The organism is Actinomycetota bacterium (assembly GCA_005888325.1).
GTDB lineage: Bacteria > Actinomycetota > Acidimicrobiia > Acidimicrobiales > AC-14 > AC-14.
In genome coordinates this window covers 23,674-40,642 of the sequence record VAWU01000033.1, presented here as the reverse complement: position 1 = coordinate 40,642, position 16,969 = coordinate 23,674, and the positions used below count along the sequence as shown (strand labels likewise).

17 protein-coding genes and 1 pseudogene are annotated in these 16,969 nt (G+C 70.1%); 14 read left to right on the top strand and 4 right to left on the bottom strand.

All coding sequences use genetic code 11. The features are described from left to right. Positions 1-12 precede the first annotated feature (12 nt). From E6G06_13745 to purE, 5 genes are all read left to right on the top strand, one after another. A complete protein-coding gene (locus E6G06_13745; GenBank protein ID TML90004.1) occupies positions 13-1,494 on the top strand; it encodes a hypothetical protein in 1,482 nt (493 codons plus the stop codon). A gap of 83 nt (positions 1,495-1,577) precedes the next feature. Continuing rightward, the gene (locus E6G06_13740) at positions 1,578-2,036 is read left to right on the top strand and encodes a hypothetical protein (GenBank protein ID TML90003.1); all 459 of its coding nucleotides are present in this window, start codon (positions 1,578-1,580) and stop codon (positions 2,034-2,036) included. A 73-nt stretch (positions 2,037-2,109) separates the two neighbouring features. Next, positions 2,110-3,390: an adenylosuccinate synthase gene (locus E6G06_13735; GenBank protein ID TML90002.1), complete on the top strand. Its 1,281-nt coding sequence runs from the start codon at positions 2,110-2,112 to the stop codon at positions 3,388-3,390. Between the two features lie 7 nt (positions 3,391-3,397). After that, entirely contained in the window at positions 3,398-4,621 is a 1,224-nt protein-coding gene (gene purD, locus E6G06_13730; protein ID TML90001.1) for a phosphoribosylamine--glycine ligase, read from the top strand. Between the two features lie 14 nt (positions 4,622-4,635). Further along, complete coding sequence (purE, locus tag E6G06_13725) at positions 4,636-5,067, top strand: 5-(carboxyamino)imidazole ribonucleotide mutase (protein ID TML90008.1); 432 nt, start codon at positions 4,636-4,638, stop codon at positions 5,065-5,067. A 3-nt stretch (positions 5,068-5,070) separates the two neighbouring features. On the opposite strand, the gene E6G06_13720 is transcribed toward purE, so the two are convergent. Beyond that, complete coding sequence (locus E6G06_13720) at positions 5,071-5,253, bottom strand: hypothetical protein (GenBank protein ID TML90000.1); 183 nt, start codon at positions 5,251-5,253, stop codon at positions 5,071-5,073. 104 nt (positions 5,254-5,357) lie between these two features. Between E6G06_13720 and E6G06_13715 the strand changes: the two genes are divergently transcribed. From E6G06_13715 to purQ, 4 genes are read left to right on the top strand one after another with little or no spacing between them, the layout of a single operon-like run. Continuing rightward, positions 5,358-6,662, top strand: coding sequence for an adenylosuccinate lyase (locus E6G06_13715; protein TML89999.1), 1,305 nt, complete (start codon positions 5,358-5,360; stop codon positions 6,660-6,662). Beyond that, positions 6,659-7,540, top strand: coding sequence for a phosphoribosylaminoimidazolesuccinocarboxamide synthase (locus tag E6G06_13710; protein TML89998.1), 882 nt, complete (start codon positions 6,659-6,661; stop codon positions 7,538-7,540). Before E6G06_13715 ends, E6G06_13710 begins: the two co-directional genes overlap by 4 nt. Before the next feature lie 4 nt (positions 7,541-7,544). Next, positions 7,545-7,793: a phosphoribosylformylglycinamidine synthase subunit PurS gene (gene purS / locus E6G06_13705; GenBank protein ID TML89997.1), complete on the top strand. Its 249-nt coding sequence runs from the start codon at positions 7,545-7,547 to the stop codon at positions 7,791-7,793. Then, positions 7,790-8,494, top strand: coding sequence for a phosphoribosylformylglycinamidine synthase subunit PurQ (purQ, locus tag E6G06_13700; protein ID TML89996.1), 705 nt, complete (start codon positions 7,790-7,792; stop codon positions 8,492-8,494). The genes purS and purQ overlap by 4 nt, the downstream gene beginning before the upstream one ends. Here purQ and E6G06_13695 read toward each other — a convergent pair. Continuing rightward, the gene (locus E6G06_13695) at positions 8,491-8,913 is read right to left on the bottom strand and encodes a hypothetical protein (GenBank protein ID TML89995.1); all 423 of its coding nucleotides are present in this window, start codon (positions 8,911-8,913) and stop codon (positions 8,491-8,493) included. The two genes, purQ and E6G06_13695, sit on opposite strands and share 4 nt — an antisense overlap. Before the next feature lie 125 nt (positions 8,914-9,038). Between E6G06_13695 and purL the strand changes: the two genes are divergently transcribed. Genes purL through pyrE form a run of 5 tightly spaced genes read left to right on the top strand, consistent with a single transcriptional unit; the run spans position 9,039 to position 14,941 of the window. Further along, positions 9,039-11,288 (top strand): phosphoribosylformylglycinamidine synthase subunit PurL, encoded by a 2,250-nt coding sequence (gene purL, locus E6G06_13690; protein TML89994.1) that lies wholly within the window; start codon positions 9,039-9,041, stop codon positions 11,286-11,288. Continuing rightward, on the top strand, positions 11,249-12,793 hold the full coding sequence (gene purF, locus E6G06_13685) for an amidophosphoribosyltransferase (GenBank protein TML89993.1): 1,545 nt from the start codon (positions 11,249-11,251) through the stop codon (positions 12,791-12,793). Before purL ends, purF begins: the two co-directional genes overlap by 40 nt. Continuing rightward, complete coding sequence (locus E6G06_13680; GenBank protein ID TML89992.1) at positions 12,756-13,877, top strand: phosphoribosylformylglycinamidine cyclo-ligase; 1,122 nt, start codon at positions 12,756-12,758, stop codon at positions 13,875-13,877. Before purF ends, E6G06_13680 begins: the two co-directional genes overlap by 38 nt. Next, positions 13,874-14,296, top strand: coding sequence for a response regulator (locus E6G06_13675; GenBank protein TML89991.1), 423 nt, complete (start codon positions 13,874-13,876; stop codon positions 14,294-14,296). The genes E6G06_13680 and E6G06_13675 overlap by 4 nt, the downstream gene beginning before the upstream one ends. A 9-nt stretch (positions 14,297-14,305) precedes the next feature. Then, positions 14,306-14,941 (top strand): orotate phosphoribosyltransferase, encoded by a 636-nt coding sequence (gene pyrE, locus E6G06_13670; protein ID TML89990.1) that lies wholly within the window; start codon positions 14,306-14,308, stop codon positions 14,939-14,941. Here the strand turns inward: pyrE and E6G06_13665 are convergent. Then, positions 14,910-15,971 (bottom strand): alpha-ketoacid dehydrogenase subunit beta, encoded by a 1,062-nt coding sequence (locus tag E6G06_13665; GenBank protein TML90007.1) that lies wholly within the window; start codon positions 15,969-15,971, stop codon positions 14,910-14,912. The two genes, pyrE and E6G06_13665, sit on opposite strands and share 32 nt — an antisense overlap. 66 nt (positions 15,972-16,037) lie before the next feature. Next, positions 16,038-16,928, bottom strand: a pseudogene (locus E6G06_13660) (thiamine pyrophosphate-dependent dehydrogenase E1 component subunit alpha). Positions 16,929-16,969: the final 41 nt, after the last annotated feature.

Genomic DNA, 16,969 nt, shown 5'->3' with positions numbered 1-16,969 from the left:
AAGCCGGTGTCGGTGTCCGGGATCTCGATCAGCGGCGCCGACGCGGCCAACTACACCTTCAACACCACCGCGAGCACCACCGCGGCCATCACCGCTCGAGCCCTCACGGTGAGCGCGGCGGGCGTCAACAAGGTCTACGACGGCACCACCGTTGCCTCGGTGACGCTGTCCGACAACCGGGTGGCCGGCGATCTCCTCACCGACGCCTCCACGGCGGCGAGTTTCGCGGACAAGAACGTCGGCACGGCCAAGCCGGTGTCGGTGACCGGGATCTCGATCAGCGGCGCCGACGCGGCCAACTACACCTTCAACACGACGGCCTCGACCACCGCCGACATCACCCCGAAGGCCGTGAGCGGCGCCTTCACCGCGGTCGACAAGGTCTACGACGGCACCAAGAACGCAACCATCACGTCACGGACCTTGAGCGGCGTGCTCGGCACCGACAGCGTCAGCCTCACCGGCGGCACCGCGCTCTTCGGTACAAAGCAGATCGGGACCAACAAGACCGTGACCGCCACCGGCTTCACCATCACCGGGCTCGACGCCGGCAACTACACGCCGGCTTCGACGACGCTGACGACGCTCGCCAGCATCTTCAAGAAGAACGCGCAGGGCGGATTCACCGTGGCCAACAAGGCGTACGACGGCACCAACGCGGCGACGATCACGAGCCGCACGGTCAGCGACGCAGTCCCGGGTGACGACCTGACGATCTCGGGTGGCACCGCCACGTTCGACTCGTCGAATGCGGGCACCGGCAAGATCGTGACCGCCAACGGACTCACCCTCGGTGGGTTGGACGCCGGCAACTACTACAACCTGCCGGGCACGCTCACTGCAACGGCCAACATCACCCCGAAGCCGTTGACCGTCACGGCCGACAGCAAGTCGATGGTGTCGGGTGGCAGCGCTCCGACGTTCACGGCCGGCTACTCCGGCTTCGTCAGCGGCGAGGGCCCGTCGAACCTCCTCGGGACGCTCGCGTTCCAGGTGCGAGACCAGGTGACCAACGCGGTGGTGGCCGTCGGGCCGTCGACCCCCGCCGGCAAGTACGACATCGTGCCCAGCGGCCTGAGCTCGGCGAACTACGCGATCAACTTCGTCAACGGAGCGCTGACGGTCAACCTCCGTATCGAGGGCTTCTACAGCCCTGTCGACATGACGGCGCCCGGCGGCACGAGGGTGTACAACCTGGTCAAGGCGGGCAGCACGGTGCCGTTGAAGTTCCGGGTGTACACCGGCACCAACCAGGTCACGGGCACGACAGGCATGAGCGTGTCGTACTCCGCCGTGGCGTGTGACACCGGCGTCATTGATCCTGATGTCATCACGGCGACGGCGACGGGTGGCACCGGGCTCCGCTACAGCAGCACCGATGGCCAGTTCATCTTCAACTGGGCGACGCCCTCAGGGGCGAGCAAGTGTTACCAGATGATGGTGACGGTCTCCGACGCCACGACGCTCCAGGGCGCGTACTTCAAAACGAAATGATCACGCCGTACATGGACGCGGGGTCGGGGCGCCCACCGGGTGCGCCGACCCCGCCCGCTCGAACCCTAGGATCGGCCGCCGAGATGTCCGAACCCGACCTCCCGTACGGGGATGGCACGGCCACCGAGTCGTCCACGAGCCGGCTTCCCTTGGTGCTCGCTCTCATCGTTCTGCTCGTCGCGGCGGCCGCGGTCGGCGCGTTCTTCGCGTTTCGCGGAGACGATCACAAACCGCCGAACAACGCCGTCTCGACGCGCAAAGGAAGCCCCACCGCCGAGCGCGACGTCGTCGCTGAGTCAAACGGCGACGGTGACCAGGAGACGAAATCCTTCACGGTGAAGGAAGGCTGGGAGATCCGCTGGGAGACCACGGGTGCAAGCCTCCAAGTCGCGATCACGGGCGACCGGGACTTCGGCACTGTCGTCAACCAGGTCGGTGCCGGCGGCGGCGCGACCTACCCGGTGGGGTCGGGCACCTTCCGGCTCGTCATCAAGGCTCGAGGGTCCTGGACCATCAAAGTCGTCAACCACAGCGCGCCGTAGCTTCCCGCGACTCGAGCAACCGGGCCGTCTATACTCACCGGACCGCTGTAGGTTTTTCCCGTAGGAGACGCGCGTGCCCGGAACCGTGGTCGTCGGTACCCAGTGGGGCGACGAGGGCAAGGGCAAGCTCACCGACCTCCTCGCCAAGGAGATGTCGATGGTCGTCCGGTACCAGGGCGGCCACAACGCGGGGCACACCATCGTCGTCGACGGTGAGGCGTTCGCGCTCCAGCTCGTCCCGAGCGGCGTCCTCTATCCGTTCATCACCCCGGTCATCGGAAACGGCGTGGTGGTCGACCCCGGGGTGCTGCTCGACGAGGTCGACATGTTGACCGCCCGTGGCGTCGACTGCAGCCGGTTGCGGGTGAGCGGCAACGCCCACCTGATCATGCCGTACCACCGGGAGCTCGACCGGGTGACCGAGCGCTATCTGGGCAAGGCGCGGCTGGGCACGACGAAGCGGGGAATCGGCCCGGCCTACGCGGACAAGGCGGCGAGAGTGGGCCTGCGCGTACAGGACCTGCTCGACCCGAAGATCTTCCGCGAGAAGCTCGACGTCGTCCTGAAGGAGAAGAACCTCATCCTCGCCAAGGTGTACAACCGCCTCGCGCTGCGCGCCGACGACATCGCCGCGCAGTACCTCGAAGAGCTGGCGCCGCGCATCGAGCCGATGATCTCCGACACCGTCGACCTGGTGCACCGGGCGCTCGAGGCGGGCCAGCACGTGCTGTTCGAGGGCGCGCAAGCCACGTTCCTCGACCTCGACCAGGGCACGTATCCGTTCGTCACGTCGTCGAACCCGTGTGCGGGAGGCGCTTGCACGGGCGCCGGCGTCGGCCCACGCGACATCCAGCGCATCATCGGGATCGCCAAGGCGTACGTGACGCGCGTCGGCGCGGGGCCGTTCCCGACCGAGCTGTTCGACGAGCAGGGTGAACTGCTCGTCGAGCGAGGCCACGAGTTCGGCACCAACACCGGTCGACGCCGGCGCACCGGCTGGTTCGACGCGGTCATGTTGCGGCACGCGGTCCGGCTCAACAGCCTCACCGAGGTCGCGCTGACGAAGCTCGACGTGCTCGACGTGTTCGACACGCTGAAGGTGTGCGTTGCCTACGAGGCCGACGGCGAGCGCTACGAGCACGTGCCCTACCACCAGTCGGTGCTGCACAAGGTCACACCGATCTACGAGGAGCTACCGGGTTGGCATGCCGACCTCACGGAGGCGACGTCGCTTGCCGACCTGCCTCAGGCCGCGCGCGACTACGTCGAGTTCCTCGCCGCACAGGCCGGCGTGCCGGTCAGCCTGGTCGGGGTCGGCCCCGGCCGGGAGCAGTTCGTCCACTTCGCAGCATGAAGCGGCGATGAGGGTCTGCGTCGTCGGCAGCGGCGGACGTGAGCACGCGCTTGCCGACGTGCTCGGACGGACCGCCGACGTCGTGGTCACGCCGGGCAACGCAGGCATCCCCGACTCGACGGCCACACCGCCGGAGGAGGTCGACGCCGAGCTGTTCGTCGTCGGGCCGGAGGCGCCGTTGGTCGACGGGCTGGCCGACCGGCTGCGGGCGCAGGGAAAGCACGTGTTCGGGCCGGGTGCCGACGGGGCGCGGCTCGAGGGGTCGAAGGCATGGATGAAGGAGGTGCTCGCCGAGGCCGGTGTGCCGACCGCGCGCCACCGCGCGTTCACCGAGGTCGAGCCCGCGCTCGCGTATCTGCGTACGCTGCCCGGCCTCTACGTGGTCAAGACCGACGGGCTCGCGGCCGGCAAGGGCGTGTTCGTCACCGAGTCGCTCGACGAGGCGGCCGACGACGTGCGCGCCAAGCTGTCGGGCGCCTCGTTCGGCCCCGCGGGCCGGCGGGTGGTGGTCGAGGAAGGCCTCACCGGCCCCGAGCTGTCGGTGCTGTGCGTCTGTGACGGCGACCGGGGCGTGCCCCTTGCCCCTGCCCAGGACTTCAAGCGGGTGGGCGACGGTGACGCGGGGCCCAACACGGGCGGCATGGGTGCGTTCTCACCGGTGCCGGGCATCGACCTGGAGATGGTGGTCGAGGTGGCGGTCGAGCCCACGTTGGAAGCGTTGCGGAAACGCGACATCGACTATCGGGGTGTGCTCTACGCCGGTCTGATGCGCACCCCCGACGGGCTGAAGGTCATCGAGTTCAACGTGCGCTTCGGCGATCCCGAGGCGCAGGTCGTGCTGCCCCGACTCTCGTGTGACCTCGCGGCCATCCTCGCCGAGGCCGCCAACGGGAGGACGGAGACGGCACCGACGTTCGTACCCGACGCCACGGTCTGTGTCGTGCTGGCGGTCGAGGGCTATCCGGAGTCGCCGCGAGCGGGCGACCTCATCACCGGCATCGACTCGGCCGAGGCGCTCGACGGGGTCACCGTGTACTGCGCGGGTGTGAGGGCGGGCGGGCGCGCCGGTGAGCTGGTCACCGCGGGCGGCCGGGTGCTGAACGTGATCGCGCGTGCGTCGACGCTCACGACCGCGAGGGAACGGGCCTACGAGGCCGTGGGGCGGATCAGCTGGCCGGGTATGCAATTCCGCACCGACATCGCCGCCGCGGCTGCTAACAAAGAGCCGTGAAGGTCGCCGTCCTGATGGGCTCGCCCAACGATCGCGAGAAGATGGCGCCGGCCGTCGCCACGCTCGGGGAGTTCGGCCTCGAGGTCGATGAACGGGTGCTCTCGGCCCACCGCACGCCCGACGACGTCGCCGCGCTCGCCCGTTCGGCGCGCGAGCAGGGTTACGTCGCGCTCATCTGCGCGGCGGGGATGGCGGCCCACCTGGCCGGAGCGGTGGCCGCCCAGACCACGCTGCCGGTCGTCGGGGTGCCGCTGTCCGGGGGCGCGCTGAACGGTGTCGACGCGCTCTACTCGACCGTGCAGATGCCGAGAGAGATCCCGGTGGCCACCGTCGCCATTGACGGGGCGCTCAACGCCGCGCTGCTCGTCGTGCAGATGCTCGCCATCTCCGACGCGGATCTGGCCGAGCAGCTCGCCGAGCGCCGCCGCCGGCTGGCGGCGCGCTAGGTGTCAGTTCCGCACGAGGCCGCGTTGCGTGTGGCGCACGCCGGCCGCCACGAGGGCACAGGGCACGCAGTAGGGCGGCTTCTTGGGGCCCTTCGCGTACACGAGGCACATCTCACAGAAGCCGTTCTGGCAGGTGCGGCAGGCGCCGACCGCGTCGTCGAAGATGTGCTTGAAACACTTGCCCATCGTGGTCCTCGCTGGCTCGGGGGGTCTCGTACGAGGGTAAGGCGCCCACTCTCCGTGTCCAATGGGTCACTTGCCTCATTTGACCCCTTTTGGGAGTGGGACGGGTGATCCCCCGGTACGCACGTCCCGAGATGGCCGCCCTGTTCACCGACGAGGCCCGCCTGGCCCGGTGGCTGGAGGTCGAGGTGCTCGTGGCGGAGGCGCTCGCATCGGTGGGGGTGGTCCCGGAGGACGACGCCAAGGCCATCCGGGAGCGCGCCCCGGAGGTCACGCCCGCCTTCGTCGCCGCGGTGGCCGAGCGCGAGCGGGTGACCGACCACGACTTGGCGGCGTTCGTCGACGTCGTCCAGACGGCCATCGGCCCCCCCGCCGGCAAGTGGGTCCACCACGGGCTGACGTCGAGCGACGTGGTCGACACCGCGCAGTGCGCCACCCTCACCGAGGCAGCCGACCTGCTGGTGCGGGCCGGCGGCGAGCTGGTCGCCACGCTCAAGCGCCGGGCCATCGAGTTCCGGTCCACGCCGATGGTCGGTCGCACCCACGGTGTGCACGCGGAGCCGACCACCTTCGGAGCCAAGCTCGCGCTGTGGTGCCTTCAGGCCGACCGCGACCGCACGCGTCTGCGGCGGGCGCGCGACGCGGTGGCCGTGGGCAAGCTCTCGGGCGCGGTGGGCACGTACTCCAACATCGACCCGCAGGTCGAGCGACGGGTGTGCGAGGCGCTCGGACTCACACCCGTGCCCGCGAGCCAGGTAATCGCCCGCGACCGTCACGCCGAGTACCTCTGGGCGTGCGCGTGCGCGGGAGCGTCGGTCGAGCAGTTCGCCACCGAGGTGCGTCATCTTCAGCGCACCGAGGTCCGCGAGGTCGAAGAGCCGTTTCGGGCCGGGCAGAAGGGCAGCTCGGCCATGCCCCACAAGCGCAACCCGATCACGTGCGAGCGGCTGACGGGCCTGGCGCGCGTGCTGCGCGCGAACGTCGCGCCCGGGCTCGAGGACGTGGCGCTCTGGCACGAGCGTGACATCTCCCATTCGTCGGTCGAGCGCGTGGTCCTGCCCGACTCGTCGCTCCTCGCCGACTACATGCTGGCGAAGATGCGTGACGTGGTCGAAGGCATGCGCGTGTACCCCGAGCGCATGCTCGACAACATCGGACGATCCCACGGCCTGGTGTTCAGCCAGCCTGTGCTCCTCGCGCTCGTCGCGGCGGGGCTCTCCCGCGACGACGCGTACCGGGTCGTCCAGGAGGTGGCGACGGCCGCGTGGGAGAGCGACCGGTCGTTCCGGTCACTGCTCGAGGCCGACGGGCGGGTGCCGCTGACCGCCGAGCAGCTCGACGAGGCGTTCAGCCTCGAGCGGGCGCTGCGAAATGTCGGATCCGTGTTCGAGGCCATCGAGGAGGTCGAATGACGCTTAAACACACATATCGCGGGAAGGTGCGCGACATCTACGAGGTCGACGAGCGGCATCTGCTGATGGTCGCGTCCGACCGCATCTCCGCTTTCGACGTGGTCATGCCCGAGCCGGTGCCCGACAAGGGTCGAGTGCTCACGGCCATCACCGCCTTCTGGCTCGACCAGCTGGCCGACGTCGCGCCCAGCCACCTCGTGAGCGTCGATCCGGGCGACTTCCCCGCCGGCGCGGACGACATCGAGGGTGTGGCGGGCCGGGGGATGCTCGTGCGCCGGGCAGAGATGCTGAAGATCGAGTGCATCGTGCGCGGCTACCTCTCGGGGTCGGCGTGGAAGGAGTACCGGGCGTCGGGCACGATGCACGGAACGCCGCTCCCCGACGGCATGCGCGAGTCGGAGGCGCTGCCCGAGCCGGTGTTCACCCCGTCGACGAAGTCCGACGCGGGCCACGACGAGAACATCACCTTCGACGCCGCGGTCGCGATCGTGGGAGCCGACCTTGCGGCCTCGGCGCGCGACATCTCGCTGGCCGCCTACGCGCGGGGCGCGGCGTGGGCGGCGGCGCGGGGCATCCTGATCGCCGACACCAAGTTCGAGCTCGGCCTGATCGACGGCAGACTCGCCATCTGCGACGAGGTGCTCACGCCCGACTCCTCGCGCTTCTGGCCCGCGGACGAGTGGGAGCCCGGTACCACACCCCCGTCGTTCGACAAGCAGCCGGTGCGCGACTGGCTCGAGGCAGAGGGTTGGGACAAGAAGCCGCCGCCGCCGCACCTGCCCGGCGCAATCGTCGACGCGTCGCGGCAGCGCTACGTCACCGCGTACGAGCGCATCACCGGAAAGGCCTTTGCCGAATGGTACGGCGTGGGAGAGTGAGCGCGTGAGGTTTCCCGTGCTCGTCGAGGTGCGCCTGCGGCCCGGCATCGCCGACCCCCAGGGCGCCACCATCGAACGCGCGCTCCCGGCGCTCGGCTTCGAGGGTGTCCACGACGTGCAGGTGGGCAAGGCGTTCCGCTTCACGGTGGAGGCACCCGACGAGTCGTCGGCCCGCCAGCTCGCCGAGGCGCTCTCGCAGCGGCTTCTCGCCAACCCGGTGATCGAGGCGACGAGCGTGGCGGTCGGACCATGACCGCGAGTGTTGGCGTGGTCCTCTTCCCCGGTTCGAACTGCGAGCACGACGTGATCGAGGCGATCCGGCGGCTCGGCGGCGACGCACGCATCGTGTGGCACGGCGACCGCGTTCTCGGCGACGTCGACGCGGTCGTCCTGCCCGGGGGCTTCGCCCACGGTGACTACCTGCGCCCGGGCGCGCTCGCCCGTTTCTCGCCCGTGATGACGGCCGTGAGCGCCTTCGCCGCCGACGGGGGCCCGGTGGTCGGCATCTGCAACGGGTTCCAGGTGCTCACCGAAGCGGGGCTGTTGCCCGGCGCCTTGCAGAAGAATCGCGGCCTCAAGTTCCTCTGCACGACGGTGTCGTTGCGGGTGGAGTCCGCCGACTCGATCCTCACGTCCGAGACCGCTGTCGGTCATGTCGTGCGGGTGCCGATCAACCATTTTGAGGGCAATTACACGTGCACGACCGAGACCCTGGCCGAACTACGGGGTGAGGACCGCGTGATCCTGCGCTATCTCGACAATCCCAACGGCTCGATCGACGACATCGCCGGAATCTGCTCCGCCGGCCGCAACGTCGTCGGGCTCATGCCGCACCCGGAACGCGCCTCTGATGCACTCCTCGGCTCGTCGGACGGGGTCCCGATGCTGCGGTCGCTGCTCGCGGCCGCTTCAGGCCGCTCCGCGCCGCACCGCGCCCTCGACGCGGTCGGCTAGCCGGCCGCCCGGCCGATCCCCGCCCGCCGCAGCACCGACGGGTCGACGCCGGCCTCCCGCCAAGCCGCGTAGGAGATGCCCTTGCGCTGCCCGTAGGGCCCGGCGGCGGCCACGAACTCCTCCTCGAGGGCCGAAAGGTCGACGGTGGTATCCGCCGCCGCCAGCTCGCGTTGGAGGTTGAGGCGCTCCTGCACCAACTGGAGGCGGCTGAGGGGGTCGACGTCCGGCAGCTTTTCCTCGATGACGGTCAGCCGCTTTTGCACCGATTCCGGGGTGCGCTTGCGCCCTCGCTTCGGCTTGTGGGCCTCGAGCGCCTCCAGGTAACGGCGGACTGCCCGACCCTGTTCTCGACCCTCGGCCAGCGCGGCCTTGTGGCTGTTCGACATAGGCGAGCGGGTGCGTCTTTCCGTCGTAGACATTGTGGTGAGTCTGCCGCCTCCGCGTATCGATGACAACTCCGTCAGTCGCGGGCCCATTTAGGGCGAGAATCGGTCGAGCGCAAGGGGTCATTGCCGGTCTCCGCGTCCGGCTACGGTGAGCGGAGATGGCTGTCGAGCACACGAGCGAGCCCCCGATCCACCGAGCTCTCGGCCTCACCGACGACGAGGCTTCGGCCATCGAGCGACTGCTCGGCCGCCTTCCCAACCCGCTCGAGCTGGCGATGTACGCGGTGATGTGGTCGGAGCACTGCTCGTACAAGTCGTCGAAAGGTCTCCTCAGACGCCTGCCGACGGAGGCGCCGTGGGTGCTCGTGGGCCCAGGGGAGAACGCCGGTGTGATCGACGCCGGCGACGGCATCGCCGTCGCGCTCCGCATCGAGAGCCACAACCACCCGTCCGCGGTGGAGCCCTACCAGGGCGCGGCCACGGGCGTCGGAGGCATCCTGCGTGACATCTTCACCATGGGGGCGCGGCCGATCGCGGTGATGGACGCGCTGCGCTTCGGTCCCCTCGACGACCCCCGGAGCCGGTGGATATTCGAGGGCGTCGTGAGCGGGATCTCGGGCTACGGCAACTCGGTCGGCGTGCCCACGGTCGGCGGCGAAGTCGTATTCGACGAGTGCTACGCGGAGAACCCGCTCGTCAACGTGCTCTGCGTCGGCGTGATGCCCCGCGACAACCTGGTGCTCGGGAGGGCGTCGGGGCCGGGCAACCTCGCGGTGCTAATCGGCTCGGCCACCGGTCGCGACGGCATCGGCGGCGTGAGCGTGCTCGCCTCCGCCGGCTTCGGCAGCCCGACCTCCGCCGGAGGCGGAAAGGCCGGCGTCGACGAGGAGTCCAAGCGACCGAGCGTGCAGGTGGGCGACCCCTTCGAGGAGAAGCGGCTCATCGAGGCGTGCCTCGCCCTGTACGACGCCGGGCTCGTCGTCGGCATCCAGGACCTGGGAGGCGCGGGGCTGACGTGCGCGACCAGCGAGACGGCGTCGCGCGGCGGCGTCGGTATGGACGTCTACGTCGACGAGGTGCCCCAGCGGGAGCCCGGCATGGCGCCGTTCGAGGTGATGACGAGCGAGAGCCAGGAACGCATGCTGGCGATCATCCGGCCCGAGCACCTCGACGACGTCTTCGACCTGTGCCGGCGCTGGGAGGTGCGCGCGTCGGTCGTCGGCACCGTGACCGCGGGGAGACAGCTGCGGATCCTCGACCGGATGGACGGCGAGGTGCTCGCGGAGGTGCCTGCCGCCACCCTGCACGACGACGCCCCGATGTACGACCGGCCCCGCCGGCGCCCGGCCGACCTCGACGCCCGCCGCGTCGACGACCCGGCGCGAGCCGTGCCCGCTCCGGTCGATTGCGCGACCGATCTCCTCCGCCTGCTGAGCGACACCTCGTGGGTGTGGTCGCAGTACGACCACCAGCTGTTCCTCAACACCGTCGAAGGGCCGGGAGGCGACGCTTCGGTGCTCCGGCTGAAGGCGCCCGACCTGGCGGGCCCGTCCTCGCGGGCGATGGCCCTCAGCACCGACGGCAACGCCCGCTGGTGTGCGCTCGACCCTCGTCGGGGGACGGCACTGATCGTGGCCGAAGCCGCGTTGAACGTCGCGTGCGCGGGCGCGCTCCCGGTCGCGCTCGTCAACTGCCTCAACTTCGGCAACCCCGAGCACCCCGAGGTGATGTGGCAGCTCGCGGAGGCGATCGACGGCATGGCCGAGGCGTGTCGCGCCTTCAACCTGCCCGTGGTCGGCGGCAACGTGAGCCTCTACAACGAGAGCCGCGGCCGCGACATCGACCCGACGCCTGTCGTCGGTGTGCTCGGTCTGATCGACCGGCTCGACCACCGCCCGCCCCCCGCGGCTCTCGTCGACGGAACCTCGCTCGTTCTGCTGGGAGAGACGCGGCCGGAGCTCGGGGGCTCCGCGTGGGCGTGGCAGCTGCACGACCATCATGGTGGCGTGCCTCCGACCCTCGACCTCGAGCGTCACCGCGCCCTGCTCGAGCTCGTGCGCGCCCTCGTCGTCGAAAGACGCCTCGCCGGCGTTCACGACGTGTCCGACGGCGGGCTCGGCGTGGCGCTCGCGGAGATGGCGGTGCGCTCGGGCGTCGGGTTCAAGGTGACGGGTGTGGCGGACCACCTCTCGCTGTTCTCCGAGTCGCCGTCACGCGTCGTGACGTGCGTCGAGGGCGCAGAGGTCGCCGCGGTGACCTCACGGGCGGTCGCGGCCGGCATCTCGGTGACCGAGATCGGTCGCGCCCATGGCGACCGCCTGGTGATCGAGGGTCTCGTCGACATCTCGCTCGCCGACGCGACGAGCGCATGGCGCGACGCGTTGCCGGACGCAGTTCGATCGACCTGAGCCCGACCGCGTCGCAGCGCCCCCTGCCGGGGTATGGGGTTGCCGTGTGCGAGGATGAAGTCGTGGACGCTCGCGAAGCGTGTGGGGTGTTCGGCGTGTATGCGCCCGACCAACCGGTCGCTCATCTCACCTATGCCGGTCTCCACGCGCTGCAGCATCGGGGCCAGGAGTCGGCCGGCATGGCGGTGAGCGACGGCGAGGACATCTACGTCCTGAAGGACATGGGCCTCGTCACCAACGTCTTCAACGAGCGCAACATGGCACCGCTCGAAGGACACCTCGCCATCGGCCACACGCGCTACTCGACGAGCGGCTCGAGCACCTGGGGCAACGCGCAACCCATCTACCGCGAGCCGGGTGACGCGGGCTTCGCCCTCGGTCACAACGGCAACCTGGTCAACACCGCCGAGCTGATGAGCGATGCCGGCGTGCTCGCCGGCACGATCACCAGCGACAGCGACGTCGTGGCCGAGCTGCTGCAGAACGCCATCCGCGCCGGCGGCGAGGGCGAGCGCAGCGACGGTCGCGATCTCGAGCGCGCGCTCATGGAGGTGCTCCCGCAGTTGAAGGGCGCCTTCTCGTTCGTCCTCATGGACGACGCCCACGTCATCGGCGTGCGTGACCCGAACGGCTTCCGCCCTCTGTGTCTGGGTCGGCTCGACGCGGGGTGGGTGCTGGCTTCGGAGACCCCGGCGCTCGACATCGTCGGCGCCCGATTCGTCCGTGAGCTCGAGCCCGGAGAGATGGTCGTCATCGACGCCACGGGCACGCGTTCGCTTCACCCCTTCGCCACCGAGCGCGTCGAGCCCAAGCTCTGCCTCTTCGAGTTCGTCTACTTCGCGCGACCCGACAGCCGTCTCTACAACCAGACCGTGCACAGCGCCCGCCAGCGGATGGGCGAGGAGCTGGCCGACCAGACGCCGGTCAAGGCCGACATGGTGATGCCGGTGCCCGAGTCCGGGATCCCCGCGGCCGAGGGCTACGCGCGTCGCAGCGGTATCCCCTTCGGCCACGGCCTGGTGAAGAACCGCTACATCGGCCGCACCTTCATCGCGCCCAGCCAGGAGATGCGCAACCTGGGTGTGCGCATGAAGCTCAACCCCATCCGCGAGAACATCGCGGGCAAGCGCCTGGTCGTGGTCGACGACTCGATCGTGCGGGGGACGACGCAACGGGCGATGGTGCGCATGCTGCGCGAGGCGGGCGCCATCGAGGTGCACCTGCGCATCTCGTCGCCGCCGTACAAGTGGCCGTGCTTCTACGGGATGGACACCGGCTCGCGCACCGAGTTGCTGGCGGCCGACCTCACCGTCGACGAGGTGCGCGATTACCTCGGGTGCGACACCCTCGCGTACCTCGAGCTCGACCGGCTCCTGCGGGCCACGGGCGCGGCGGGCGCCGGCTTCTGCACGGCCTGCATGACCGGCGACTACCCGATCGACGTCCCGGTGAAGCTCGGCAGCCCCGATCTCGAGGAGATCGACCTCGTCCACCCCTGTGGGTGAGTCCTACGAGGCGGCGGGCGTCAGCATCGGCGCGGGCGAGGCGGCCGTCGACCGCATCAAGGAGACCGTGCGCTCGACGTTCCGGCCCGAGGTCATCGGCGACATCGGTGGTTTCGGAGGGCTGTTCGCCTTCGACCCGTCGCGCTACCGCGAGCCGGTGCTCGTGTCCTCCACCGACGGCGTCGGCACCAAGGCGCTGATCGCCGAGGCCACCGGGCGGTTCACGACGATCGGCATCGACCTGGTCGCGATGTGCGTCGACGACGTCGTCACCCAGGGTGCGGAGCCACTGTTCTTCCAGGACTACATCGCGGTCGGACGTCTCGACCCCGACCAGATCGCGCAACTCGTCGAAGGGGTCGCCGACGGGTGTCGCCAGGCCGGGTGCGCGCTCGTCGGCGGCGAGATGGCCGAGCATCCGGGGGCGATGGCACCCGGGCAGTTCGACCTCGTCGGCTTCGCGGTGGGCGTCGTCGAGCGCGACCGGCTCATCACCGGTGAGCACGTGCAGGTGGGCGACGTCGTCGTCGGCCTTCCGTCACCGGGTTTGCGGTCCAATGGCTACTCGCTGGCGCGCCGGGTCCTGCTCGAGCGGGCTGGTCGCTCGCTCGACGAGCCCGCTTACGCGGGGGCGCATCACAGCCTGGCCGACGAGCTGCTCACTCCTTCGGTGATCTACACCCCCGCGCTGCTCGCCCTCGCCCAGCGGGTCGACGTCCGGGCGATGGCCCACGTGACCGGGGGCGGGCTGACCGGCAACCTGCCCCGGGTGCTTCCGCGTACCTGCGACGCCGAGCTCGACCGCCGGGCGTGGGAGACGCCGAGGATCTTCACCGAGATTCAGAGGGCGGGAGAAGTGGCCGATGATGAGATGGTGAGCGTGTTCAACCTGGGGATCGGCATGGTCGTGGTGGTGCCTGCCGACGACGGCTTCCGGACCCTCGATCTTCTGCGGGCCCACGGCCACAAGGCCACCCAAATCGGACAGATCGTGCCGGGCGAGGGCATCGTCCGCCTGGGCCCGAGCGGCCCTTCAGAGCGGAGTGAACTGGGCCCGAGCGGTCCGAGCGAGGGTCGATCATGAAGGTGCTCATCGTCGACGACGAGCCCGACATCCTCCTGATGCTGCGGGTGAACCTCGAGGCCGAGGGCTACCAGACGGCGCTCGCGGCCGACGGCGAGACCGCGCTGCGGCGCATCGCCGACGAGAGGCCCGACCTGATCCTGCTCGACGTGATGATGCCGGTGGTCGACGGATGGGGCGTCCTCGAGGCGCTCGACCGCGACGTCTACGCCCATCGCGTGGTCGTGCTCTCGGCCAAGTCGGCCGAGCGCGACGTCACCCGGGCGCTCGAGCTCGGCGCGAGCGCGTACCTGTCGAAGCCGTTCGACCCCGACGAGCTCATCGAGGTGATCGGCCGGGTGCTGTCGAGCACACCTGCCCAGCTCGAGGAGGAACGCACCCAGCTGCTGGCCCGCGTCACGAGGAGCGCCACGGGTTAGCTTCGCGGGATGGACCGCGAGGATCTGGGTCGCCGCATCTACGAGACCGCCCACCTCACGGGTCGCTTCCTGCTGCGATCCGGTGCCACGAGCGAGGAGTACTTCGACAAGTACCTCTTCGAGTCCGACCCGGTGTTGCTGCGTGCCATCGCGGAGGCGATGGCACCGCTCGTGCCGCCCTCGACCGACGCGCTGGCGGGCCTCGAGCTGGGCGGGGTTCCCCTCGCCACCGCGCTCTCTCGGGAGACGGGGCTGGCGACGCGCTTCGTGCGCAAGGAGGCCAAGGCCTACGGCACGTGTCGACTCGCGGAGGGCGGCGACGTCGACGGTGCGCGACTCGTCGTCGTCGAGGACGTCATCACCTCGGGCGGCCAGGTTGTCATGTCCTGCGCCGACCTGCGCGAGCGGGGAGCAGAGGTCGTGCGCGTGCTCTGCGTCATCGACCGCGAGGCGGGTGGTGCCGCCGCGCTGGAGGCAGCGGGTCTCGACCTGCACGCGCTCTTCACGATGACCGAGCTGGTCGCGGCTCAGCCGGCCGCTGCTCAGCCGGCCGCTGCTCAGCCAGCCGCTGCTCAGCCAGCCGCTGCTCAGCCAGCCGCTACTCAGCCAGCCGCTACTCAGCCAGCAGGGCCTTCATCGCGCTGACGATCGCGTCGGCGCCGATCGAGACGGCTGCCTCCATCGGTGCCGCGAACGGCATGGCCGGCACGTCGGCCATGGCGAGGCGGCGCACCGGCGCGTCGAGGTCGTAGAACGCCTCCTCGGCCACCATCGCCGCCACCTCGGCGCCGACGCCGAAGCTGATGTTGTCCTCGTGCACGACGAGCATGCGCCCGGTCTTGGCCACCGAGGCCAGGATCGTCTCGCGGTCGAGTGGGGCGATCGTGCGCAGGTCGATCACCTCGATCGACGCGCCGTCACTTGCGCCGAGGGCGTCAGCCGCTTCGAGCGCGAGGTGGCGGTGGAGCCCATAGGTGACCACCGTGAGGTGGTCGCCGCGACGCGCGACGTCGGCCACGCCGATCGGAACCCGCCAGTCGCCGTCGGGCACCGGTCCCTTGACGAGCCGGTAGGTCTTCTTGTGCTCGAGGAACAGGACGGGGTCGGGGTCGTCGACCGCCTCGCGCAACAGCCCGGCCACGTCGGCGGGCGTCGATGGCGCCACCACCTTCAACCCGGCCACGTGCGCGTAGAACGCCTCGATGCACTGCGAGTGGTACAGCGCGCCGTGCACCCCGCCGCCCCAGGGCGCGCGCACCACGAGCGGCACGTGGAAGTCACCGTTGGAGCGGTAGTGGAGCTTGGCCGCCTCGCTGACGAGCTGGTCGAACGCGGAGTGGATGAAGTCGGCGAACTGGATCTCCGCGATCGGACGCATGCCTGCGAGCGCCAGCCCGATCCCGATGCCGACGATCGACGACTCCGCGAGCGGGGTGTCGATCACCCGCCCCTCGCCGAACTCCGCGTGCAGCCCGTCGGTCGCGCGGAACACGCCGCCGCGCGGTCCGACGTCCTCCCCCAGGATCACCACGCGCTCGTCTGCGGCCAGGAGCTCGTGCTGCACGTGACGCACGGTGTCGACGATCGTTCGCTCGGTGCCACCGGCCTGTGCCTCGAGCGCCGGCGATCCCCCGTCCGCGCGACGCGCCGGTCGGTCGCCTGTGCCGTCGGGCATGCGGGGGGCGGCGCGCAGCGGCTTCGCGTAGACGCGTGTGAACGCCATGTCGGCGGTGGGCTGGGCCGCGTCCTCGGCCCGACGCGTCGCGTCGTCGACCTCCGCCCGCAGCTCCGCCTCGATCTCGTCCTCGCGCTGCTCGGAGAGCAGGCGCTGCTCGATGATGTACTGCTTCATGCGCTGCAGCGGGTCCTTCTTGCGCCACAGCTCGACTTCCTGGGGTGTGCGATAGGTGCGGTCGTCGTCGTCGGAGGTGTGGGCCAGGTAGCGGTACGTCTTGCACTCGACGAGGGCGGGGCCCTCGCCCTTCCGTGCGTGGCGGATGGCGGAGTGCACAGTGGCGTACACGTCGAGCGGGTCGTTGCCGTCGACGATCATCCCCGGCATTCCGTAGGAGTGCGCGTGCTGGGCGATGTTCTCGACCGCCGACTCCTTGGCGAGGGGCACGGAGATGGCGTAGCCGTTGTTCTCGCAGATGAAGACGATCGGGAGGCGGTGGATGCCCGCGAAGTTCAGGGACTCGTGGAAGTCACCCTTCGACGCGGCGCCGTCGCCGAAGTAGCAGACGGCCACGCGGTCGTCACCCCTGAGCTTGGCGGCGAGGCCGATGCCGGCCGCGTGGGGGATGTGGGTTGCGATGGGCGACGACCCGGAGATGATGCCGAGTCGCCTGCTCCCCCAGTGGCTGGGCATCTGCCGCCCGCCTGAGTTGGGGTCGTCGCGCCGGGCGAAGACGGCGAGCAGGATCTCGTAGGCGCTCATGCCGAGCGTGAGCGCGACGCCGAGGTCGCGGTAATAGGGCAGCACGACGTCGTGACCCTTCCGGATCGCCCACGCCGAGCCGATCTGCGCGCCCTCGTGACCCTGTGCGCTGACGACGAACGCGGCCTTGCCCATGCGGTTGAGGCCCCAGATCTTCTGGTCGAGCAGCCGCGCCAGCAGGATGGTGCGGTACATCGCGACCAGGTCGTCGTTGGTGATCCCCAGCCCGCTGTGGC